The sequence below is a fragment of the Roseateles sp. YR242 genome, from assembly GCF_900109745.1.
GTDB lineage: Bacteria > Pseudomonadota > Gammaproteobacteria > Burkholderiales > Burkholderiaceae_C > Roseateles.
Window position 1 is genome coordinate 18462 of sequence record NZ_FOAV01000024.1, and the last position, 21308, is coordinate 39769.

Here is a 21308-nt window from a genome sequence, read left to right on the forward strand (position 1 = left end):
CCTTGACGCGCATCAAGGACCATTCCCCGATGGAGTGGTTAAACGTTGAAGTGTTGGCCGCGCGCTGCCGTCGAACGTAACGGGTGTTTCAGAGATGCTGACGCTCTTGTAAGCAGATCGCAAGCCTTTTCCAATCCGCCCCTCATACCGCTTCGCAGCGTGCCTGACGGCTGGCTGACATCGGCGGACAAGGCCCGGCAGTGGCCGACACAGACCTTCGACGTGTCGAAGGTCGGCAGCGAGGTGATGGACTTGGATACGCCCTTGATTTCGACGCGCGCGCAGGTGCGCTCATTCGCCATGCTGTGGCTGATGCAGTGGCGGCGCGGCGCCGCCGTGTGCCTGGCCGCGCTGGTGCTGAGCGCCTGCGCTGGCGGTGATGACAGCGACACGGGCAACGACCCCAGCAGCGGCACCACGCCGCCAGCGGAGTCGCCGGCCTCATCCCCATCTTCGCCCAGCTCACCCGCTTCCGGCCCCACCACGGCGCTGCAACTGCCGCTGGAGGTGCTGGGCGACGGCCTGCCCAACACGCCGGTGGTGGCCACGGCCAATCTCACGCTGGACGCCTCGGGTGTGAGCGGCGCATCGCAGCTGTGGTTTCAGTGCCATCGCTGCGGCTTCTTCGGCGCGCCTGAGTTCGAGGCCACGCGCTACACCCCCACCCGCATCAAGGCCAGCCTGCGTGTGCTGGGCGGGGTGGCGGCTGCCAGCGCCACCGACATCCCCTGGGTGGATATCACCGACAGCACCGTGACACTGGCCGATGCCGAGCGTGTGCAAGGCGGCCTCAACCGGGGCGGTGCCTACACCGTGCGCATCAGCTACGCGCTGGATGCGGCCACGCGTGCCCGTCTGGTGAGCGGCATGAACCTGGTGCAGTTCCGGTTCAACGGGACGGACGGCGAGTCCAACGGCTTCCGCGTCATCGCGCTGCAGATCCGCAACGACCAGGGGCAGAGCCTGGCGACCAATGCGGTGGCGATGGACAACATCGCCCTGGAGAAGGAGGCCGGCAAGACGGCCAGCGACGCCGCCACGGCCGGCCAGGCGCTGTGGAGCGGGCAGGGCCTGCTGATGAAGTCGGCGCTCACCGGGCGTTCGATCCAGGCGGCCTGCGCCTCCTGCCATGCATCCGATGGCCGGGACCTGCAGTACTTCAACTATTCCAACAATGCCATCGTGCAGCGCTCGCGCTTTCACGGGCTGAGCGAGACGCAGGGCAAGCAGATCGCCGCCTTCCTGCGCTACAGCCTGCAGGCCGTTCCGCATGTGGCGCAGGCCGCGCCGTGGAACCCGCCCTATCAACCCGGCGCGGGCCTGGACAGCCGGCCCCTCGCGGAATGGTCCGCGGGCGCGGGCCTGGACGCGGTGCTGGACAGCCCCACGCTGGCCATGAAGGCCCTGTTCGGCAAGACGCTGGATGGCTCTGCACTGGCCTTGACGCAGGCGGACGTGGACAAGGTCATGGATGCCACGTCCACGCTGAACGCGCGTGAGGTGGCCATGCCCATCCAGTACCCGGACTGGAATGCCTACCTGCCCGCCATGCATCCGATGGACATCTGGCCCGCGGGCGGTACGGCCGGCTCCTGGGAAACCGGTGCGACCTTCGCGGGCAACGGCAAGCTGGACCCGCTGGGCACGTCCCGCAAGATCGCCACCTGGTTCCAGTCCCACCTGAATCCGAACGGTGTCCATGGGGACTGGAGCCATCTCACGCCGGAACAGCGCAACGAGATCAAGAGCATGATCCAGCCGTGGGGTTTCGAGGTCTATGCCTTTGCCGGTGGCGGCCGTGGCGGCCACGTGGCCAGCGCGGGTCAGTACGGCGCGCAGGTGGGCGCGGCCAACCTGCAGAAGCTGGCCGCCAGCAGCAACACCGCGGCGGAGCCGGCAGCCTTCACCACCAACGCGTTCATCGAGCGCGTGGTGGGCAGCCTCTTCCAGTGGAATGTGGTGCAGCAGTGGGAGTGGGCGCAGCGCTTCGGGCTGGAGGGCAACCAGCAATGGTTCATCGGTGATTACGACGCCACGACCAAGACCTGGAAGGGGCGTGGAGAGGCGCGCGGCTGGCCGTTCAACACGGTGAGTGCCTTCTACCTGGCGCCGCACATGGTCTACCAGACCGACACCGACAGCACCGGCAAGATCACGCGCGAATGGATCCTGGCCTGGGAAACCGCCAACCGTGTGGGCTCCTACTACCGCACCAACGCCTGGTATCAGGCACAGGTGAGCATCAATCCGGGCGCGCAGGGCGACTGGGTCAATTACTCGGTGGACTGGCCCTACCTCACCGGCTTTGACGAGAACCTGGCGACGCAGGTGGGCAGTGCCACCACGGCGCAAAGCACCGCCGGCCTGCTGAGCAGGATCCGGCTGCTGCAGGCCCGGATCAAGTCCGCGCAGTACGTGAACAACGCGATCCCGCTGTATGTGAGCACCGCGACGGGTTCGCTCATCAACAACCGGGGCCGCTTCGGTCGGGCCCAGGTGTTGAAGCACCTGATGCCGACCAACTTCATGGACACCGCATCCACGCAGTTCAACACCGGCTCACCCTATTCGGGGCTGAACCAGCTGCAGAGCGGTGTGTCGCTGCAGATCCTGAACGGGGCCCTGCGTCAGTTCAACCAGGTGTATGCCAGCACCAATCCAGCCGACTGGCGCCGCTGTGACCCAAACAACACGGATCTGGGCGAGCCGGAACCGACCGCCGGGTTTGCGTTCTGCCTGGACCAGAGCAAGAACCCCTTGGTGTTGCTCTCGCCCGGTGTGTATGGGATGACCTCGGTGGACTACCGCATCACGCCGGAGCAGAAGCTGCAGTACTCGGTGTGGAAGGCTGGCCAGCTGGGGGCGGATGCCTCACGAATCGCCACGCTGAACAGCTGGGTGGCGCGCATCTGGCCCTGAGGGCCCCGCGCCTCAGAACGGCAGCCCGACGTAGTTCTCCGCCAGGACACGTTGGGCCGCCTCGGAACTCAGAAGGTAGTCCAGCTCCGCTTGCTGCAGCTTGCGCTGGATCTCCGGCTCCTGGTCGAAGTTGTGCATCAGGCTGGTCATCCACCAGGAGAAGCGCTCGGCTTTCCAGACGCGGGCGAGGCAGCGGCTGGAGTAGTGATCGAGGCCCGCATGGCTGCCTTCCTGGAAGTGCTCGATGAACGCCTGCGAAAGATAACGAACATCGGACGCGGCCAGGTTGAGCCCCTTGGCCCCGGTGGGCGGCACGATGTGGGCGGCGTCGCCAGCCAGGAACAGGCGGCCGAAGCGCATGGGTTCGGCGACGAAGCTGCGCAGCGGCGCGATGCTTTTCTCCAGCGATGCCCCCGTGATGAGGCTGCTGGCGGTCTCCGGGTCCAGCCGGCTGCGCAGTTCGTCCCAGAAGCGTTGGTCGCTCCAGTCTTCCACCTTCTCTGTCAGCGCCACCTGCAGGTAGTAGCGGCTGCGGGTGGGCGAGCGCATGCTGCACAGGCTGAAGCCTCGCTCATGGCGTGTGTAGAGAAGCTCTGGCGCGACCGGCGGCGTGTTGCTGAGCAGGCCCAGCCAGCCAAAGGGATAGACCTTCTCGTAGGTGTGGATGGCCTGCGGCGGGACCGAGGCGCGGCAGACGCCGTGATAGCCGTCGCAGCCGGCCACGAAGTCCGCCACGATCTCCCGGGCCTCCCCTTGCACGACGCAGCTGGCGCGCACCTGTGCACCGCTGCTCCCGCTGAAATCATCGAGCCGGACCTGGGCAGCCTCGAACCAGGTCGGCCGGCCGGTCTGAAGCCGTGCCTCCATCAGGTCGCGAGTGACTTCGGTCTGGCCATAAACGGTGACGGAGCGGCCCACCAACGCCTGGAGGTCAATGCGGTGGCGAACACCCGCCACCGCCATCTCGAAACCATGATGGGGCTGGCCTTGCGCATGCAGGCGGGCGCTGACGCCTGCCTCATCGAGCAGGGCCACGGTGCCGGCTTCCAGCACCCCGGCACGGATGCGGGCCAGCACGTGCTCACCCGATGAGCGTTCAACGATCAGGCTGTCGATACCGGCGCGGTGCAGCAACTGGCCCAGCAGCAGCCCGGCGGGGCCGGCGCCCACGATCAGCACCTGGGTGCGGTGAGTCTTCATGTTGGTGAGGCCCTTTCATGCATGCCGTGGCCTCGTGGCGGGCCTGGGCGCGGCGCCCTGTCTGTCTCCTGCCTCGCAGCCTAGGCCGATGACGCCTCGCCGGGAATGGACGGATTCCCTCATCAGGCGCGCCTCGTATGTCACAAGACAGGGCGCGGTGGCTTGCGCAGGCGCCTCCGGCGGGGCGCGGCTGCGGCATAGTGGCGCCTGAAACCCCTGCACCCATGTCGCGCCGCCATCACCATCACGTCTACGTTGTTGAACTCTCGGACCGGGTCTGGAACGAGCCGCGCTTTCGCAAGGCCAATCCGGACTACCGGCTGGGAAAGCCGTTTGTCTACGTGGGCATGACCGGGCTGGACCCCGACCTGCGCTTCGACAAGCACAAGGCCGGCATCCAGTCCAACCGCTTTGTCTTCGACTACGGGCTGCGCCTGCTGCCGCAGCTGTATGAGGTCTACAACCCGATGCCGTATGAGGCGGCCCGGGAGATGGAGGTGGAGCTGGCGATCGGATTGCGGGAGGCGGGGTTCGGCGTCTGGCAGGCCTGATGGCGGCATGGCGACGGCATGGTGCCGGTGCCGGTGCGCGAGCCTGTGCCTGTGCCTGTGCCTGGCAGCCCCGGGCTGACGCGATTCAGTCCTGCGGCCTCAGCCCCCGTCTCGCGCGCAACGACGAGGGCGGTTGATCCTCATGCCGGTTCCAGTTGGCCCGCAGTGCCTGCACGCTGCCAAAGCCGCATTCGGCGGCAATCGTCTCCAGGGACCAGCGTGAGCCGGTCATCAGCTTGCGGGCCCGGTCCAGGCGCAAGGCAATCTGGAACTGCTTGATGGAGATGCCGGTCTCCGCCTGGAACAGCCGGGTGAGATGGCGCGCGCTGAGCCCGGCCTCGTCGGCCAGGGACTCCAGGGTGATGGGCGCGCGCAACTGCGTGGCGATGGCGTCCTGCACCGCATGGATGCGCTGGTTGCCGTGAGCACGGTACCGCGTGGCAGCGGAGAGTTCGGGGTCCGCGCCGAAGCGGCGAAAGTGCACCACGTTGTCCCGGGCCACCTGGAGGGCCGCGTCCTCACCGAACGCCTCGCAGACCAGATGAAGCGCCAGGTCGATGCCAGAGGCCACCCCCGCGGAGGTCAGCAGCGCGCCATCCTGCACAAAGACCCGGTTCTCCAGCACGGTGGTGGCCGGGCAGGCGCTGCGCAGCCGGGGGATGTGGGCATGGTGGGTGGTGCACAGCCTGCCGTCCAGCAGGCCGGCATCTGCCAGGAGGAACGTGCCGGTGCAGACGCCGCAGAGCGTGAGCGCATCTTGCCGGCCGCTGCTCTGCGCCTGGAGCCAGCGCACCGCGCGGCGCCAGGCCTCTGACCGCATCAATGCCGGACTGAGCTTGCTACCGATCACGAACACCACCGCACCAGCGGGCAGCGTGGCGGGCAGCGGCTGGAGGTTGGTGAGGGTGACGGGCTGGAAGCTCTCCACCGAAGCAGCAGGGCTGATGCAGCGGATGCGCACCTCCGCCAGCCCGAGTTCCGGCAGCGAGTTGATGATCTGCAGCGGGCCTGCCAGATCCAGCATGTGGGCCGCAGGCATGACCAGGAAGTAGACATGCTTCATGATGAGCGCGATGGTAGGGCTTGTCGGAATGCGCGTGAATGTGGATGGGCATGCCGTGGCTGGATTTTTGCTGAAGCTAGCGCATGGCGTGCTTCCGCAAGGGGATGGCCGCCCCTATCGTCAGGCTGGTTTCATGTTGATCAAGGCCAGCCATGTCCTCCAGCTTCTCGCCCGCACCCGGCGCGCAGGATCCCCAGCCCAGCTCCAGGCGGACGCTGGTCCATGCCCTGGTCGCCCTGGGCTTTCTGGTGATGTTCTGCTCCACCAGCATCAAGAGCCTCTACCAGGTCTATTTCAGCGAGCTGGCGCAGCACTTTGGCGGCAGCCGCTCGCAGTTCGCATGGTCCGGTTCCTTGTTCATGCTGGTCACGGGTCTGGCCTCGCCGGTGGTGGGCTGGCTGAGCGACCGGCGCGGGCCCCTGTGGACGGTCGCGGCGGGATGCCTGGCCGGCGCGGTAGCGCTGGCCGGCGCCAGCGTCTTCCATGGCCACTTGCCGGTGTTCATGCTGGCCTACGGGCTGCTGGGGGCGTTTGCCCTGGCGGCCATGACCTATGTGCCGATGGGCGTACTGGTAGACCGGCTGTTTGACCAGCGCAAGACCGGGCTGGCGTACGCGGTGATCACCAATGGCACCTCCATCAGCTTCATCGTGCTGTCGCCCCTGTGGCTGTGGGCCGCGCCGCAGATGGCATGGGAGTCGATGTTCCTGCTGGTGGGCGGCGTGGTGCTATTGCCGCTGGCCTTGCTGGCCGCGCTGGGGGCGAGACGGGCCGCCTCGCTTCAGCCGGCACCAGCCACCGACCCGGGCGCCGGCGCCGCACATCGCTCGTCTGCCTGGTCCGCCGTTCGGCGGGACCCGGGGTTTGTGGCACTGGGCCTGGGCTTTTTTGGCTGCGGGGCCACCATGGCCTTCATCGATGTGCATCTGGTGGCCTTCTGGCAGGACTTGTCGGCGCCGCGTGTGCTGATGGGCGGCAGCCTCAGCCTGCTGGGTGTTCTGGAGCTGATCAGCGGCCTGCTGACCGGGTGGCTGGCCACGCGGGTTTCCAAGCGCGGGCTGCTGGGCGCGTTCTACCTGATGCGGGCGGGGGCCGTGCTGTTGCTGCTGAGCGGTGTCCTGCAGTGGCAGACCCTGGGCTTTGCGGCCTTGTTCGGCGCCACCTATCTCGGCTCGGTGGTGCTGACCTCGATGCTGTGCCTGGAGCGTTATGGCAGGGCGGTCAAGGGGCAGGCCTTTGGCTGGTTGTTCCTGGCCCATCAAGCCGGTGCGTTTGCCTCGGTGCAGCTGGCGGCGCAGTGTCGGGACCTGACCGGTGGTTATGGCGTGTTCATCGCGGGCCTGGCCGCCGTGACGGCGCTCGGCGGCGTGGCGAACTGGCTGTTGCTGGCGCCGCGCCCCGCGCCAGACCTGGCAGGCGGCGTGGATGACGGGGAGGCCGGGGATGCCGGTGTTGGCGCAGCACCGGCTGGGGTGTCACCGAACGCTGTGACGTCATGATGCCCTCGCGACGCCCGCATGACGCCGTTATGGCGCATTGATGGCGCTCTGATGGCCCTGTGTGATGAACTTCATCCTGCAGCTTCTGCTGGCGCTCGGTGTTGTGACGCCCTGTGTGGCCATGGCCATGGCTAGCGGCAGGCGGACCACAGCGCGGCGATGGGCGTGGGGCGTGGTCGCTGTGGCCCTGTTGCTGGGCGCCGCCTGGACGGATCCACTGGCCGTGGGCCTTGCCTGGGTAGATGGCCGCCTGGGAGGCTTTTGCATGACGGCACCGGTGCCGTGAGGCCCGCTGATCGCCCACCGGGGTGGCTTGTCGTGGCAAACGCCGATAGGCCGCAGTGGGCGCTGGGGCCTAGTCTGGCTCCTTGGAGATAGCTTTTTCCCCACCAGGAGACAGACATGACCGATCCCAAGAGCCCATTGCGCCCATTCCACCCGCGCCACCTGCTCAACCCGACAAGCCCGACAAGCCCGACAAGCCCGCGCCGCCGCTCGCTGCTGAGCACATCCGCCGCCATGGCCGCTGGTGCTGTCGCTGGCTGCGCGTTGCCTGGTCAGGCCCAGCAGACCACGCTCAAGACGCCCTTCGAGCTCACGCCGACCACCATCCCCATCGTCGGCAGCGATCAGCGCTTCCCGGTGCGCCGCATCTACTGCATCGGGCGCAACTACGCCGCGCACGCCCGCGAGATGGGCAGCGACCCGACGCGGGAGCCGCCGTTCTTCTTCCAGAAACCCACCGATGCCATCCAGAACGTGGTGCCCGGCACCGTGGCCGATCATCCCTATCCAAGCCTGACGAACAACTACCACTATGAGGTGGAACTGGTCGCGGCGCTGCACAAGGGGGGCCGGGACATCGCACCGGAGCAGGCGCTGGACTTGGTCTATGGCTACGCCATCGGCCTGGACATGACCCGACGCGACCTGCAGCGCGCCATGGGCAACGAAAAGAAGCCCTGGGAGATCGGCAAGAGCTTTGACCACGCCGCCCCCATCGGCCCCATCCATCCAGTGGCCCTGCTGGGTCATCCGAAGCAGGGCGCCATCTGGCTGAAGGTCAACGGCCAGACCAAGCAGAACGCCGACCTCGGCATGATGATCTGGAGCGTCGCGGAGCAGATTGCCAACCTCTCTAAAGCCTTCGAGCTGCGGCCCGGCGACATCATCTACAGCGGCACGCCGGAGAACGTCGGGCCGGTGGTGAAGGGCGATGTGATCGATTGCCACATCGACGGCCTGCCCAACCTGGGAATCCGCATCGTCTGAGGCTTCCGTCAGGAGGGGGCGTGTCCCCCCTCTGCCAGCTCCTGTGGATGGTGCTCAAAAATGAAGCACTCCAGAGGATTCCCTGTGAAATCAACGGGTTGTGCAAGTACTGCCCGCCCTTCCAACAGACTTGTCCACAGAACGGGTGAACAGCGGCTGAGAGGTTTTTCACGAGAGAAAGACTTGTCCCCAGGCGGGGAGGGGGCCCCCATGAGGCTGCTGAAACCTCGCTTTTGAACCGCAGTCCGCACGAAGTGGCAGGGGTATGCCGGGGATATGCCTTACTGCCTAAAACTTGAGCAGTACAGGGTTCTTCCAGGCCTGACAAGCACTTAGCGCATCCCTGCCCGGGCTTCCAACAGGCTTGTCCACAGAACGCATGAACAGCCCGCCGATGTTCAGAAAGTTATCCCAGGGGGCTTGAAACCCGATCAACCCAGCAGGTTGAGCACCACCCTGAGCAACTCCTGCTTGAAGCGCACCGGATCCTGCGGCAACGGGGAAACGGCGCGCAGCACATGGGCGTAAGCCACCGTCTTGCTGATGCCCTGGGTGAGCATGGAGAACATCAGCGCGGAGTCACAAGGCTTGAAGTCGCCGGAGGCAATCGCATCGTCCATGAGAGGCATGAATACTTCGTGGAAGGGACGCACCATACGGTCCACCAACACATTCAGCCGCTCACCCTCTTCGGTGGCGGCGGTGGAGAAGAACATGCCGATGTCCGGGTCCTCGAACACCTTGTCGATGAAGTGCACCAGCGCTTCGATCACCCGCTGGCGCGGCGACAGGTCCGCACGCGAACGCAGCGATTTCGCCAGCACCAGCAGCGAATCGATCTGCCCGGCGATGTGCTCCACCACGGCCAGCCACAAGGCTTCCTTGGAGCCGAAGTGATGGGCGATGAGCGCCGGATCCACGCCGGCCTGGCGGGCGATGTCACGCACGCTGGTGGCGTCGTAGCCTCGCTTGGCGAAGGTGCCGCGGGCGGTGCGCAACAAGGCGTCTGCGCCCTGCGCTGCATCGCTGCACGGCCGGCCACGGCTGCGCCGGGCGCGCGGAGCGGGCTTGGCAGGGGTAGGGGCTTGGCTCATGGCGCCGGCTTCTTTGCTATATTCATCACTCGTTGAATTATTTCAGAAGTCTCTGACAACGGTTGGCTCGCAGGGGGATGCCTTGGGAGCGCGTCGCGGAAAGGTGGTGCAGGCATGCACAGCGAGCAAAAGGAAATGGCCCATGAGGGCTGGTTGCGCACCGTCGCCTGGCTGGGCGGGCGTACTGCGGATGAAGCAACGAACGCCTGGCGCCCGCCGAGCCTGGCGCCGGTGCGCCGCCCGGTCAATGATGGCGCAGCGCCCCGCCCGCCCGCCACGATCCATGTGCTGGACCGCCCCACACCGCGCACCGCAGCGATTTCCTGGTCGCACCCTGGCGTCTGCCATTACGGCTACCAGATCTGGGACATGGCCCCGGCCAAGCGCACCGGCGTGTGTGTGCTCAGCGGCAGCCAGATCCGAATCGGCGACACGGTGTACTGCCCGCGGGATGACGGGGCGCCGGTCAATGCCGGCTCCATGATCGCCGCCGCCTTCGTGGACGCCTGACGCTTCACGCCAGCGCCTCATCCCCGGACATTACGCCAGCGCATCCCCGGCAGGCAGGCTCAGCTTGCCGGTGTTGTAGTCGTATTCGAAGACCTCGCCGTGCCGGGCCCAGGTGACGGCGGTCTTCATCACCGCATCGGCCTCTGCGTCGTCCAGATGCTCGCTGAGCAGGCGCCGCACGGGTGTGTCCATCATCTGGCCGGTGGGTTCCTGTTCCAGGCTGTGGCGGATGTGCGCAATCAGCGGCACCTGCGCCATCACCTGCTGGCCGAAGAGGCCACGCCGCAGTTCGTTAGGGCCGTCCACATAACGACGGCCCAGCGGCGTGAGTTGCAGGTCGCCGCTGTCGAGCTGCGCCAGGCCCAGCAGCGCGAGGGCATGTGCCACCGGCAGCAGCTCCGCATCCGGCAGGCCAGCTTCCTCGCAGAGTTGGGGCAGATCCGCGCGGCCCTCGAAGGGCGGCTCGGCCAGCAGCTCCAGCAGGCCGTCCATGCGCGCCACGTCGGCTGCGGGCAGGCGTTCCACCAGCGGCGGGGGCGTGGCCACACCGGCCTCCACCGTGCCGTGAGAACGGCCCGGGCGCGCGGCACCGGCCGTCATCAATGCATAGACCTCGTCGATCAGGGCGCGCACATCCGCACTCTCCGGGTCCCGGGGGCGCGGCAACTGGACGGACAACTGGCAGCGGATGCGACCGGGGTCGCTGGCGAAGATCAGTATGCGATCAGCCATCAGCACCGCTTCCTCGATGTTGTGGGAGACGACCAGCATGGCCTTGGTGGGCATGCCGCCGCCTTGCCACAGCTCCAGGATGTCCTCGCGCAGGCGCTCGCCGGTGAGGACATCCAGCGCGGAGAAGGCCTCGTCCATCAGCAGCACATCCGGCTCGGTCACCAGGGCACGGGCGATCCCCACGCGCTGGCGCATGCCGCCGGAGAGTTCACGCGGCAGGGCGCCCTCGAAGCCGGCCAGGCCGATGAGTGCAATGGCGGCCTCGGCGCGTTTCTCGCGTTCGGCCTTGGGCATGCCGCGCGCCTCAAGACCCAATTCGACGTTCTGCTGCACCGTCAGCCACGGGAACAGGGCAAAGGACTGGAACACCATGCTGATGCCCCGCGCCGGGCCCGACAGGGGCTGGCCGCGATAGCGCACCTGGCCATGGTCAGCCTTCACCAGGCCCGCCATGATGCGCAGCAGCGTGCTCTTGCCGGAGCCGGACTGGCCCAGCAGCGCCACGATCTCACCATCGCGCAGGTTGAAGTCCACCGCCTGCAGCACGGGGCGCAGGTGGCCATCCGCAGAACGGAAGGTCTTGCCGACGCCGGACAGTTCGAGGATGGAAGCGGACATGAATGCTCCTGCGGGGGGCGGTGTCAGAAATGCATGCGGTCTTCGGCCAGCCGATAGAGGCGGCGCCAGACAAAATGGTTGAGGCCCATCACGAAGATGCACATCACCCCGATACCCAGCGCAATGCGGGGGAAGTCCCCCAGCGCCGTCATCTGTGCGATGTAGGCGCCCAGGCCATGGGCCTGGACGGTGGTGTCGCCCCAGGTGACGTATTCGGCCACGATGCTGGCGTTCCAGGAGCCGCCGCTGGCCGTGATGGCACCAGTGACGAAGCTGGGGAACACTGCCGGCAACAGGTAGCGGCGCCACTTCAGCCAGCCGCTCAGGCCCAGGTTGCCGGCCGCGTGGCGCAGCTCTGCCGGAATGTTGGAGGCGCCGGCAATGACGTTGAACAACAGATACCACTGCGTGCCGAAGATCATCAGCGGCGACAGCCACAGGTCGGCATTGAGCTTCCAGTGCACGATGGCGAGCACTGCCACCGGGAACAGCAGGTTGGCCGGGAAGGCGGCCAGGAACTGCGCCACCGCCTGCAGCCGCCCGCTCCAGCGGGGGTTCAGGCCAATCCAGATGCCCACCGGCACCCACACCAGCGCGGCCAGGGCGATCAGCACCATCACCCGCAGCAAGGTGATGCCGCCCAGCAGGAAGACATGGCCGGCCTCCGCCCAACCCACCTCGCTGTGCACAAACGCTACAAGCTGCCACAGCGCAAACATGACGGCAGCGGCCAGCACGGCATCCCACAACCGCTGCCAGGGCGGGCCCGCATGGCGCTGACGTGCGCGGATGGACGTGCCGTCATGCGGGCGCCGGAACCAGACCAGGCTGCGTTCGAGCTGTTCCACGAACCAGCCGCCGAGGCGGCGCGTCATCTGCGTGCGGCGCAGCCAGTTCAGCATCCAGGAGTCGGGGGCGGTTTCACCGCCGCTGTCCTCGAAACGGAACTTGTCGGCCCAGGCCACCAACGGGCGGAACACCAGTTGGTCATACAGCAGGATGCCGATCAGCATGCACAGGATCGCCCAGCCGATGGCGGGCAGGTCTTTGGACTCGATCGCCAAGGCGATGTAGGACCCCACGCCCGGCAGCTTGATGCTTTGGTTGGAAACCGAGATGGCCTCCGACGCCACCACGAAGAACCAGCCCCCGGACATGGACATCATCATGTTCCACAGCAGCGCCGGCATGGCGTAGGGCAGCTCCAGGCGCCAGAAGCGCTGCCCGCCCGAGAGCTGGAACACTTGCGCAGCTTCCTGCAGCTCGGCCGGCACCGTGCGCAGCGACTGGTAGAGGCTGAACGCCATGTTCCAGGCCTGCGAGGTGAAGATGGCGAAGATGGCTGCGCATTCCACGCCCAGCAGGTTGCCAGGGAACAGTGCAATGAAGCCGGTGACGGTGATGGACAGAAAACCCAGGATGGGAATGGACTGCAGGATGTCCAGCATCGGCACCAGCACCTTCTCCGCCGCGCGCACCTTGGCCGCCAGCACGGCGAAGGCGCCGCTGAAGATCAGCGCCATCACCATGGCGGCCAGCATCCGCAAGTTGGTGCGCAGCAGGTAATACGGCAGGCGGGACGGATCCAGCGACAAGGGCAGCGGGTCGCCGAGCTCGAACGGACGGGCCATCTGCGCAGCGCCGTAGGCCAGCAGCACCAGTGTGGCAAGGACCAGGGGCAGCAGGGCCCAGTCCCAGCGGTTCGCGCCCGCATCGACCACCTGCCGCGGGAAGAATTCGCGGCGGTTCATGGTGAGGCTTTCTCGGGATGCGTCTGTCGGGAGACGACAGTCAGGTGCGCAGCATGCATGAAGTGCCCTTCAGAAACCTGTCGGCGTTTTCGCCCACCCCGAATGGTGGCGAGTAGTCCTCAGCCTTGATGGGTTAACGACCTAAATGAGGGGCTTCCCGCTGGCCAGCTTTTGCGCTGCTTCGGTGAACTTGACCGATTCGACGGTGCTTGCGGCGACGGCGTTTCCACAATGCCGATCCCCATCGATCCACATTCATCCGCCATGATCCGCCATGATCGCCATGAGTCTTTCTCTTCTTCCGACCCTGTCCGGCCACGCACGGGTTGGCATCTCGCCTCGCGCCGGGCGTGGCGAGACGGTCTGCGGCGTCTGACGGCCGGCTGCGTGAAGCCGTTGCTGGCGGTAATGCCGTTGCTGGTGGTGGCCTGCTGGCACGGTGCCACGCTGGCCCAGGCCGATGCCCAGGCCGATGCCCAGGCCAATTCGGGCGCGCCGTCTACCGCCACGCCGCAGGAGGCGGCCAACGTGCTGGAGCTGCAGGTGTTGCGCTCGCAGCAGGCGTTGACCTCGCTGCGCAAGCTGAAGATGGAGCAGGGCACCATCGAGCTGCTGCTGCATCCCAAGACCAACATGCACTACATCGTGGTGTCCACCCTGGGCGGCGATGTGCGGCGTGTGGTGAAGGCGGACAACGAGCGCGGCGCGATGCTCAGCTTCGAGTCGTTCCGTCGGCTGGCGGGCCAAGGGGAGGCTGGGCGGCCCGCGTTGATGGGGGAGCCATTGAGTGCTGCGAGCACGATTGACGCTGCGCAGGTAGCGGCGGCAGCACAAAAGCCGATGCAGGAGCCTTCGCCACAAGCAAGGCAACTGCCAACGCAGAAGCCGGCATCGACCACCCCAGCGCCCACCAACCCGACTGCCGCCCCGCTTCCCGCCCCGCTTCCCGCCCCATCACCGAGTCTGGGGCCGCGGCCGCCGTCTTCGTCCGGCGCTGCATCGCCCGTGACCGCTCCATCCACCGCGCGCGCACCGGTCTTCATGGCGCCAGCCCTTTCTCCCGCCTGGCGCGGTGCAGCGGCCGCATCTCTGATGCCGGTCAATGCCGGTGTGAAGGCAAGTGGGGCCGCAGACGCCGCATCGGGCGCGGGTGCCACGGCAGGCGCCAGTACCAGCACGGGCACGGGAACATCGTCCCCGCCGGGGCCGATTCGTTCTCCGCTGATGGCCGAAGTTGAACGTCTGAAGGCCAACGGCGGCCTGGCCGTGATGCGTCGCACCGAAAACGGTGAATACAACGCCACATTGCTCTTCCATGCGGCCTCGGCACGGTATTTCGTGATGCTCTCCCATAGGGGCGACACCTGGCGTGTGGTGCAGGGCATGGACAGCGGGCAGGCCCTGCGGACCTATGACGAATTCGCAAGCCAGTCCGCCATGCTGGCGGCCGGCGAGATCCGCCATCTGGAGTTGCGGGCCCAGACGGAGGCGGCGGAACGTGAGCTGAGGGATGCCAAGGCCCAGGCCCATCAGATGGCCGAGGAGCTGGAGGCCGACCGTCGCTACAAGGCCATGATTCAGGCCCAGGAGTCACAGACCCGGTCCGATGTCGCGGAGCTGCAGCAGCAGCGGCGCCAGTTGCAGGAGCAGTTGGCGGCCGAGCAGCGCCGGCTGATGGAGTTGCGTCGCCAACTGGACCCGTCTGCCAGCGGAGCCCCTGGTGATATTGCCTCGTCCCGCAAGGGCGCTGGTGAATGCCGGTTCGCGCGGCCCGGTCAGGCCGTGCCTGCCGCAGAGCGCAACCTGCCGCTGTGCGGTCCGGATGGGCGGCCCCGCCAGCCATAACGAGTCCCCGCCAGGGGGCTCCATCAAGGCTGCCATCTCATCCATGGTCGGTTCGGCGGGCCGCCCACCCGACGCGCGCCCCCTACCTGACGCGCCCCAACCTTGCGCAGGCGCCGTGCGGTGCACGCCCGCTCGCCGGGGGGCTAACGCAGGCCTGGTCCTATCATCCCAGCGACGCGAACATCCTGGGGATACCCGTGACCGACACCCGCCCGAGCTCGACCACCCACCTGCCTCGGCTGTTGCTGCTGATGCCCATGGCGGAAGAGCATCAGTCCCAACTGCGGCAGCGCTTCGAGGTGATCTATGCCCCCACGGCGGCCCTGCGGGCCAAGGCGGTGGCGGAGCAGGGGGCCAGCATCGAACTGGTGCTCACCATCGGGTCGGTGGGGCTGCGTGCCGACGAGATCGCCGCGTTGCCGAAGCTCGGCTTTGCAGCCGCCCTTGGAGCGGGTTATGAAAACATCGATGTCGCGGCCGCCAAGGCGCGCGGGGTGGCGCTGGCCAATGGCGCCGGCACCAACGACGCCTGCGTGGCCGATCACGCCATGGCCTTGCTGCTGGCCAGCGTCCGCGCGCTGCCGCAACAGGAGAAGGCACTCCGCGCCGGCATCTGGCGGGATGACCTGCCGTTGCGACCGAGCGTGAACGGGCGCCGGCTGGGCATCCTGGGCATGGGCACCATCGGGCTGAGGATTGCGCGCCGGGCGCAGGCCTTTGATATGGAAGTGGCCTACCACAACCGACGGCCGCGCAACGACTCACAGGGCTGCCAGTACTTCAATTCGGTGCTGGGCCTGGCCACCTGGGCGGACTTCCTGATCGTCGCGGCGCCGGGTGGCCCGGGCACCAAACACATCGTCAATGCGGATGTGCTGGCGGCGTTGGGCCCGCGAGGCCATCTGGTGAACATTGCGCGGGGCAGCCTGGTGGATACGGCGGCACTGGCACGAGCCTTGGCCGCTGGCCAGTTGGCGGGCGCCGGGCTGGATGTGTATGAATCAGAACCGCATCCGCCGGAGGCGTTGCTGGACTTCCCCAATGTGATCCTGACGCCGCACATCGCGGGCTGGTCGCCCGAGTCGGTGCAGGCTACGGTAGATCTGTTCCTGCTCAACGTGGAACGCTGGCAGAACGGGCAGCCCCTGCAGACACCGCTGTAAGCAAAAAAAGTCCGCCCGGGAGTACCGGCTGTCGCGATTCACCACAGGCGATTCACCTAGGTGCGTCACGACGGCCAGGCACGCCAGCAGGGCGGACCAAGGGGGTTTGAACTGAAACGAGAACTGAAAAGCGACCTGAATCGCGAACTGAAAGAACGGGCTACGCAGGCATTGCCTGTGTGAGCCGTTATCGCGGTGGGGGGCGACAGGGGCGAAGCGACAGGGCCGAAACGACCCTCTCGATCACCCAATCACGCCGGTGATCAGCCCCAGGCAGGAGAGCAGGCCGATGCCCAGCACCCAGGCATCCGCGTTGTTCAGCGAGGACCAGACTCGTTGCTTGAATACCTGCATCACCATCTCCAGTAGCCGAAGGATTGACGGCTGATGCGCTTCGAACTCCCTCGAAGCGCGCCGCCGCGATGAAGTCAATGTACTGGATGGGCATACAGTAGTCAACGCCGGTTGTTGTCGTCTCCGCACACCGCCACCAGCAGGCTGCGGGAAGTCCGGTGGATGGACGGGCGCCTGGTGGGAGCGTTCAGGCCAAGCTGTCGCCTGGGTGCCCCGAGCACGCAGCAAGGGCCCCGAGCCGCAGGCGGCGCGGGCAGGGCGTGATGATCAGGCGGTGGCTGAACCCGCCGGTGCCTGGTTCAGCGCCGGCGCCAAGGACGGGTCCTGCGCCGCACCCGGGGTCTCGTCCAGCGCCTCCTCCAGCGCTGGCGTGGCCGCTATCGGTGCACCCGCCTTGCGGCGCGCGCCCTGCGGCTTGCGCAGCCACAGATAGACGCCGGAGCCCAGCACGATGATGGTGGCCACGTCCAGCAGGGCCCACAGGATCTTCATCGGCATGCCGCCATAGTCACCGAAGTGCAACGGCTGCGAGACCAGCAGCCCGGTCAGGTACCACGGCAGCGCGGGCGCGGCGGTCAGCTCGCCGGTCTTGGCGTCCATCAACATCGGCTGAAGCAGCCGTGAGGTCAGCGGCGTCATGCCCTTGAGGAAGACGGTGTTGTGGTGCGGGCTGGAATAGGCGGTGCCGGGGAAGGCCACGAACGACACCTTCATGCCCGGGGCTTTCGCAGTGGCGTTGTCCAGCGCCAGTTGCAGCGAGCCGCGTTGGTCCATCGGCGTGACGGTTTCGTCCTTGTAGGGTGCCAGAAGGGTGCTGAGCTGGTCGTACTGCCAATACTTCACCAGCAGGTCGGCCCAGGTGTTGATCATGCCGGTGGCGCCCACCACGAAGCACCACACCAGCGTGACGATGCCCAGCAGGTTGTGCAGGTCCAGCCACTTGATGCGGGTGGAGCGGCTGCGGCGCACCTCGCCGAATGCCAGCTTGCGCATGAACGGGGCGTAGAGCACCACGCCACTCACCAGGGCCACCAGCAGCAACAGACCCATCAAGCCCAGGAACAGCTTGCCGGGCAAGCCGGCAAACATGTCCACGTGCAGGCGCAGCATCAGGTCCATGAAGCCTTCACCGACCTTGTAGTCCCCGACCAGCAGGCCCGTGCGGGTATCCACGGCAATCGACTTGTAGTCGTCGGTGGGGGCCGGCGTCGGCGTCATGGTGAACCACCACAAGCGGTCGTCGTCGTCGTTGGGGCCGGCGAACTGGATCACCCGGTCTGGATACCGGGCCTTGGCGGCCTGAGCCAGCGTGTCCAGGCTGGCGGGCGGCTGCTGGGCCAGTTGAGCGGTCTGCTCGGCCGTCAGTGCCGGCGCCTCGATCTCATCGCCCAGCAGGTGCCCGATCTCATGATGAAAGATCAGCGGCAGGCCGGTCAGGCACAGCAGCAGCATGAACAGCGTGCAGATGAGACTGGTCCATTTATGGATCCAGGTCCAGATGCGGATGGCGCGCGAGCTGAGCATGGCGGGTCCTTGGGATGCGTTGGCTATGGCGGTGGCTATGGCGACGTGTCGGGGCGGAACCGGATCAGAAGTCCGCGCTGACGCTCAGATTGAAGCTGCGCGGCGCACCCACCACCAGGTAGCTCTGGTCGGGGTAGCCGCCAGCGGAGGCCCAGTACTTCTTGTTGGTCAGGTTGTCCACGCGGGCGCGCAGGGTGAGCAGCGTGCCTTGCACCTCGAACATGTAGCGGGCACCGGCATCCAGACGGGTCCAGGCCGGCACACGCAGGGTGTTGGCGCTGTCGGCGTAGACCTTGCCGGTGTGAACCACACGGCTGTCCAGGGCCAGGCCCTGCACGTACGGGACTTCCCATTCCACGCCGACATTGCCCTGGAACTCGGGGATACCCAGCGTGCGCTTGCCTTCGGTGCTGTCGTCGCCGGTGCCGTGCTGCTTCGCGTCCAGGAAGTTCACCCCGCCCAGGATCTTCACGCTGCGGGTGGCCAGGCCAAAGGCCGTCAGTTCCACGCCGCGGTGGCGGTCCTCACCTTGGGCGGTGTTCTGGGCCAGTACGGCGCGTGGCTTGTTGGTGGTGAACCAGGCAGCGGTAAAGCCAAGGCGGCCGCCGTCGTATTTCACGCCCAGTTCCTTCTGGCGGGAGGCGTAGGGCGCCAGGTCGCGCGCCGGCAGACCGTCCTGCGCGGCCAGGCTGTCACCCTTGACCAAGCCTTCAATGTAGTTGCCGTAGAGCGAGAACTGCTTCGTGGCCTTGAACACGGCGCCCACCACCGGGCTGGTCTTGCTCTTGTCGTAGGTGGTGACGGTGCCGCCCGGTGTCACGGTGCCCAGGAAGGAGGTGGTGGCGCTGATGCTGTCCTGCTTGAGGGTCTGGTGGCGCAGGCCCAGGGTCAGCAGCACCTGGTCGTCCAGCATCGAGAGCGTGTCGCCGATGGCCACACTGCTGGTTCGCACGCGGGTGTTGATCAGCGGGTCGGCGGTACTGTTGCCGGTGTAGACCGACGACGAGAAATCCGGCAGCGTGCTGGTGGTGGGCTGGTAGATGTTGGTCGGCTGCGTGTTCAGGAAGTCCATCGCATAGCCGTTCTTGGTGTCCAGCGCGAAGGCGGCGGCCGACACGACCCATTCATGGCCGATGCTGCCGGTCCTGAGCTTGCCGCGCAGGCCGATCTCGCCGGTATCGACGCTGTCGTGGCGGACGTTGTCGAACCGGTACCAGGTGCCATCGCCAGTGGTGGCGTCGGTGACGGTAACGCCCGCCAGGCGGTTGGATTCATCACTGCGGCGCGCGCCGTAGGCGGCCCAGGCGGTGACATTGCTGTTGATGTCCCATTCGCCGCGCACCGAGCCGAACACGTCGCGTTCGTTGGAGTAGGTCCAGGGCTGGGCAAAGTTGGTGCTGTTGTCGGGCACGGCTGGCACCGAGGTCAGGCCGTTGACCGTCACGCTGGGGCGCGTGCGCTTGAGCTGGTTGTCCTGATAGCCGATGTCGCCGGACAAGCGCACATCGCGACTGCGCCAGTCCAGACCGAGCGAGGCCACGCTGGTCTTGGACTTCTCGTCGTCCACGGCGGTGCCGCCATCACGGTATGCGGCGTTGAAGCGCACCCCGGTGGCATGGTCCGGGCCAAAACGACGCGCGACGTCGATCGCCACGCCGCCAGCATCACCACTGCCTGTGTTGACCGTCACTCGGGTGAGGGCTTCGTTGGGCGCCCGCTTCGGCAGCAGGCTGATGTTGCCGCCGATGCCCCCGCCATTGGGGCTGGCCCCCATCAGGAAGGCGGATGCGCCGCGCAGGACTTCGACGCGCTCGAACAGTTCGGAGGCCACATACTGGCGGGGCAGCAGGCTGTAGAGCCCGTTGTAGGCCACATCATCCGAACCGACGATGAAGCCACGCATGAAGTAGGTTTCCTGGAAGTTGCCGTAGCCGCGGGCCACCCGGACACCAGGGTCGTTCTGCAGGACTTCGGCAACGCTCTTGGCCTGACGGTCCTGGATGAGGTCGTTGGTATAGGCCGTGATGCTGAACGGCGTCTCCATGTTGTCCTTGGTGCCCAGGATGCCTGCACGGCCGCCGCGAGCGACCTGGCCGCCCGCGTAGGCAGCCGCGAGGCCCTTGGCATCCGCTGTTGCGCTGACGGTGACGACCGGCAACTGGGTCGCTTCCTGGGCGTCCTTGGCCTTGGCGTCGCTGGCAGCGGGTGCTGGCGCAGGGGCATGTTGGGCGTGCGCAGCAAGGCTGAGGCAACTGAGGGCGACGGCGAGGGTGAGAGGGCGGAGGACGAGGCTGGGCATGGGGACCTTGGGGACGGCTTTACGGAAGGGGCGTTGGGGCCGGGGCGGCAAGCTGCGTGGGCGCCAGGGCCGAGGGTGGTGAATCGGAAATTCAGAGGCAGGGGTGTGGTCGCGCCGCACCGGCCTCAGGTCCTGTCATCGGGACTGCTGGGAAGCCGGCGCGCGCCGCCAGCCGTACCAGGCCATCACGGCCACAGGCACGCCCAGGCCAAACCACGACCAGACATCACCCCAGTGATCCGACACCAGGGCAGTCAACAAACCACTGGCGCTGAGCAGGCCCAGCAGCAGCGGCCACGCCCAGAGGCGGCGGGTTTCGGGGGAGAACATTTGCGAAGTCTTCTCAAATGACAACGGTTCTCATCTTAGCGGGTTGGGGTGGTTTTTCCATGCCAGGGTGGGCGTTGAGCGGCACCAGGTGTGCGGCATTGACAACGGGTGCCTGGAGATGGTGCAGGGGCCTGGGGGTGGGGAGGTCTCCCTCGGGGGGCGACCGGAGTCGGTGGCTGCACCTGGATCCCTCCGATAGACCCCCCCGGTGGCCACCGCCAGAAAGCGCCGGCCCGGGGGGTATTTGCTTCATGTCCCTCCTGTCCCGCTCCGCGGGCCATTCCTTCCTGATACTTTCCCTCCTGCTTCCTTCGCGCTGATGGAAGCCCGCCACGTGACCCTGGATACCTTCCTGGGTTCTATCCCGAAGTTAAGAGTGGGGCACGTTGGTCGGATTCGACGCTGTAGCTCGGACGGTGTCTTGGGGCGCCGCCGGTGTTTGCCCGGCGGCGACCTCGCGTATCAGGATGCGCATGTCGAATAGGCGCGCTCATTGAGGAGGTTGGTCATGACTTCGATGGTGGGGGTGGACGTGAGCAAGGCCAAGCTCGACGTCGCGTTGTTGGACGAGAAGGGGAAGTACC

16 protein-coding genes are annotated in these 21308 nt (G+C 66.8%); 8 read left to right on the forward strand and 8 right to left on the reverse strand.

Features of this window, described 5'->3' with window-relative positions; genetic code table 11:
* The first annotated feature begins 159 nt into the window (after nt 1-159).
* The gene (locus tag BMY53_RS24745) at nt 160-2919 is read left to right on the forward strand and encodes a hypothetical protein (protein WP_255370369.1); all 2760 of its coding nucleotides are present in this window, start codon (nt 160-162) and stop codon (nt 2917-2919) included.
* 12 nt (nt 2920-2931) lie between these two features.
* On the opposite strand, the gene pobA is transcribed toward BMY53_RS24745, so the two are convergent.
* Complete coding sequence (pobA, locus tag BMY53_RS24750; RefSeq protein ID WP_092949775.1) at nt 2932-4119, reverse strand: 4-hydroxybenzoate 3-monooxygenase; 1188 nt, start codon at nt 4117-4119, stop codon at nt 2932-2934.
* 224 nt (nt 4120-4343) lie between these two features.
* Here pobA and BMY53_RS24755 point away from each other — a divergent pair, with 224 nt between their 5' ends.
* On the forward strand, nt 4344-4670 hold the full coding sequence (locus tag BMY53_RS24755; protein WP_092949777.1) for a hypothetical protein: 327 nt from the start codon (nt 4344-4346) through the stop codon (nt 4668-4670).
* An 85-nt stretch (nt 4671-4755) separates the two neighbouring features.
* Here BMY53_RS24755 and BMY53_RS24760 read toward each other — a convergent pair whose 3' ends face one another.
* Entirely contained in the window at nt 4756-5733 is a 978-nt protein-coding gene (locus tag BMY53_RS24760; RefSeq protein WP_092949779.1) for a GlxA family transcriptional regulator, read from the reverse strand.
* A gap of 152 nt (nt 5734-5885) precedes the next feature.
* On the opposite strand from BMY53_RS24760, the gene BMY53_RS24765 reads away from it, so the two are divergent.
* The 3 genes from BMY53_RS24765 to BMY53_RS24775 all read left to right on the forward strand — a co-directional run bounded on the left by BMY53_RS24765 (nt 5886) and on the right by BMY53_RS24775 (nt 8504).
* Nucleotides 5886-7232: an MFS transporter gene (locus tag BMY53_RS24765; RefSeq protein WP_092949781.1), complete on the forward strand. Its 1347-nt coding sequence runs from the start codon at nt 5886-5888 to the stop codon at nt 7230-7232.
* Between the two features lie 64 nt (nt 7233-7296).
* Complete coding sequence (locus BMY53_RS24770) at nt 7297-7518, forward strand: hypothetical protein (RefSeq protein ID WP_092949783.1); 222 nt, start codon at nt 7297-7299, stop codon at nt 7516-7518.
* Nucleotides 7519-7751: 233 nt separating this feature from the next.
* A complete protein-coding gene (locus tag BMY53_RS24775; RefSeq protein WP_255370371.1) occupies nt 7752-8504 on the forward strand; it encodes a fumarylacetoacetate hydrolase family protein in 753 nt (250 codons plus the stop codon).
* A 431-nt stretch (nt 8505-8935) separates the two neighbouring features.
* Here BMY53_RS24775 and BMY53_RS24780 read toward each other — a convergent pair whose 3' ends face one another.
* Complete coding sequence (locus BMY53_RS24780; protein WP_092949787.1) at nt 8936-9598, reverse strand: TetR/AcrR family transcriptional regulator; 663 nt, start codon at nt 9596-9598, stop codon at nt 8936-8938.
* A gap of 114 nt (nt 9599-9712) precedes the next feature.
* Between BMY53_RS24780 and BMY53_RS24785 the strand changes: the two genes are divergently transcribed.
* Nucleotides 9713-10108 (forward strand): DUF3331 domain-containing protein, encoded by a 396-nt coding sequence (locus BMY53_RS24785; RefSeq protein ID WP_092949789.1) that lies wholly within the window; start codon nt 9713-9715, stop codon nt 10106-10108.
* Nucleotides 10109-10138: 30 nt separating this feature from the next.
* On the opposite strand, the gene BMY53_RS24790 is transcribed toward BMY53_RS24785, so the two are convergent.
* Both BMY53_RS24790 and BMY53_RS24795 read right to left on the reverse strand, forming a co-directional pair.
* Nucleotides 10139-11458 (reverse strand): ABC transporter ATP-binding protein, encoded by a 1320-nt coding sequence (locus tag BMY53_RS24790; RefSeq protein WP_092949791.1) that lies wholly within the window; start codon nt 11456-11458, stop codon nt 10139-10141.
* Between the two features lie 23 nt (nt 11459-11481).
* Nucleotides 11482-13209, reverse strand: coding sequence for an ABC transporter permease (locus BMY53_RS24795; protein ID WP_092949793.1), 1728 nt, complete (start codon nt 13207-13209; stop codon nt 11482-11484).
* A 264-nt stretch (nt 13210-13473) separates the two neighbouring features.
* Between BMY53_RS24795 and BMY53_RS26775 the strand changes: the two genes are divergently transcribed.
* Both BMY53_RS26775 and BMY53_RS24805 read left to right on the forward strand, forming a co-directional pair.
* Nucleotides 13474-15054, forward strand: coding sequence for a DUF2968 domain-containing protein (locus tag BMY53_RS26775; protein ID WP_143074235.1), 1581 nt, complete (start codon nt 13474-13476; stop codon nt 15052-15054).
* Between the two features lie 251 nt (nt 15055-15305).
* Nucleotides 15306-16217, forward strand: coding sequence for a 2-hydroxyacid dehydrogenase (locus BMY53_RS24805; RefSeq protein ID WP_092949807.1), 912 nt, complete (start codon nt 15306-15308; stop codon nt 16215-16217).
* A 621-nt stretch (nt 16218-16838) separates the two neighbouring features.
* On the opposite strand, the gene BMY53_RS24810 is transcribed toward BMY53_RS24805, so the two are convergent.
* The 3 genes from BMY53_RS24810 to BMY53_RS24820 form a co-directional block, all read right to left on the reverse strand.
* Nucleotides 16839-18095, reverse strand: coding sequence for a PepSY-associated TM helix domain-containing protein (locus tag BMY53_RS24810; RefSeq protein WP_092949797.1), 1257 nt, complete (start codon nt 18093-18095; stop codon nt 16839-16841).
* A 64-nt stretch (nt 18096-18159) separates the two neighbouring features.
* Nucleotides 18160-20394: a TonB-dependent receptor gene (locus BMY53_RS24815; RefSeq protein ID WP_092949799.1), complete on the reverse strand. Its 2235-nt coding sequence runs from the start codon at nt 20392-20394 to the stop codon at nt 18160-18162.
* 135 nt (nt 20395-20529) lie between these two features.
* Nucleotides 20530-20724, reverse strand: a complete 195-nt coding sequence (locus tag BMY53_RS24820) for a hypothetical protein (protein ID WP_092949801.1) — start codon at nt 20722-20724, stop codon at nt 20530-20532.
* Between the last annotated feature and the right edge of the window lie 584 nt (nt 20725-21308).

What these genes read in the sequence shown, in the direction of transcription:
- pobA (WP_092949775.1), bottom strand. Translation starts at nt 4,119, where the DNA reads ATGAAGACTCACCGCACCCAGGTGCTGATCGTGGGCGCCGGCCCCGCC.
- BMY53_RS24755 (WP_092949777.1), top strand. Translation starts at nt 4,344, where the DNA reads ATGTCGCGCCGCCATCACCATCACGTCTACGTTGTTGAACTCTCGGAC.
- BMY53_RS24760 (WP_092949779.1), bottom strand. Translation starts at nt 5,733, where the DNA reads ATGAAGCATGTCTACTTCCTGGTCATGCCTGCGGCCCACATGCTGGAT.
- BMY53_RS24765 (WP_092949781.1), top strand. Translation starts at nt 5,886, where the DNA reads ATGTCCTCCAGCTTCTCGCCCGCACCCGGCGCGCAGGATCCCCAGCCC.
- BMY53_RS24770 (WP_092949783.1), top strand. Translation starts at nt 7,297, where the DNA reads ATGAACTTCATCCTGCAGCTTCTGCTGGCGCTCGGTGTTGTGACGCCC.
- BMY53_RS24775 (WP_255370371.1), top strand. Translation starts at nt 7,752, where the DNA reads ATGGCCGCTGGTGCTGTCGCTGGCTGCGCGTTGCCTGGTCAGGCCCAG.
- BMY53_RS24780 (WP_092949787.1), bottom strand. Translation starts at nt 9,598, where the DNA reads ATGAGCCAAGCCCCTACCCCTGCCAAGCCCGCTCCGCGCGCCCGGCGC.
- BMY53_RS24785 (WP_092949789.1), top strand. Translation starts at nt 9,713, where the DNA reads ATGCACAGCGAGCAAAAGGAAATGGCCCATGAGGGCTGGTTGCGCACC.
- BMY53_RS24790 (WP_092949791.1), bottom strand. Translation starts at nt 11,458, where the DNA reads ATGTCCGCTTCCATCCTCGAACTGTCCGGCGTCGGCAAGACCTTCCGT.
- BMY53_RS24795 (WP_092949793.1), bottom strand. Translation starts at nt 13,209, where the DNA reads ATGAACCGCCGCGAATTCTTCCCGCGGCAGGTGGTCGATGCGGGCGCG.
- BMY53_RS26775 (WP_143074235.1), top strand. Translation starts at nt 13,474, where the DNA reads ATGATCCGCCATGATCGCCATGAGTCTTTCTCTTCTTCCGACCCTGTC.
- BMY53_RS24805 (WP_092949807.1), top strand. Translation starts at nt 15,306, where the DNA reads ATGCCCATGGCGGAAGAGCATCAGTCCCAACTGCGGCAGCGCTTCGAG.
- BMY53_RS24810 (WP_092949797.1), bottom strand. Translation starts at nt 18,095, where the DNA reads ATGCTCAGCTCGCGCGCCATCCGCATCTGGACCTGGATCCATAAATGG.
- BMY53_RS24815 (WP_092949799.1), bottom strand. Translation starts at nt 20,394, where the DNA reads ATGCCCAGCCTCGTCCTCCGCCCTCTCACCCTCGCCGTCGCCCTCAGT.
- BMY53_RS24820 (WP_092949801.1), bottom strand. Translation starts at nt 20,724, where the DNA reads ATGTTCTCCCCCGAAACCCGCCGCCTCTGGGCGTGGCCGCTGCTGCTG.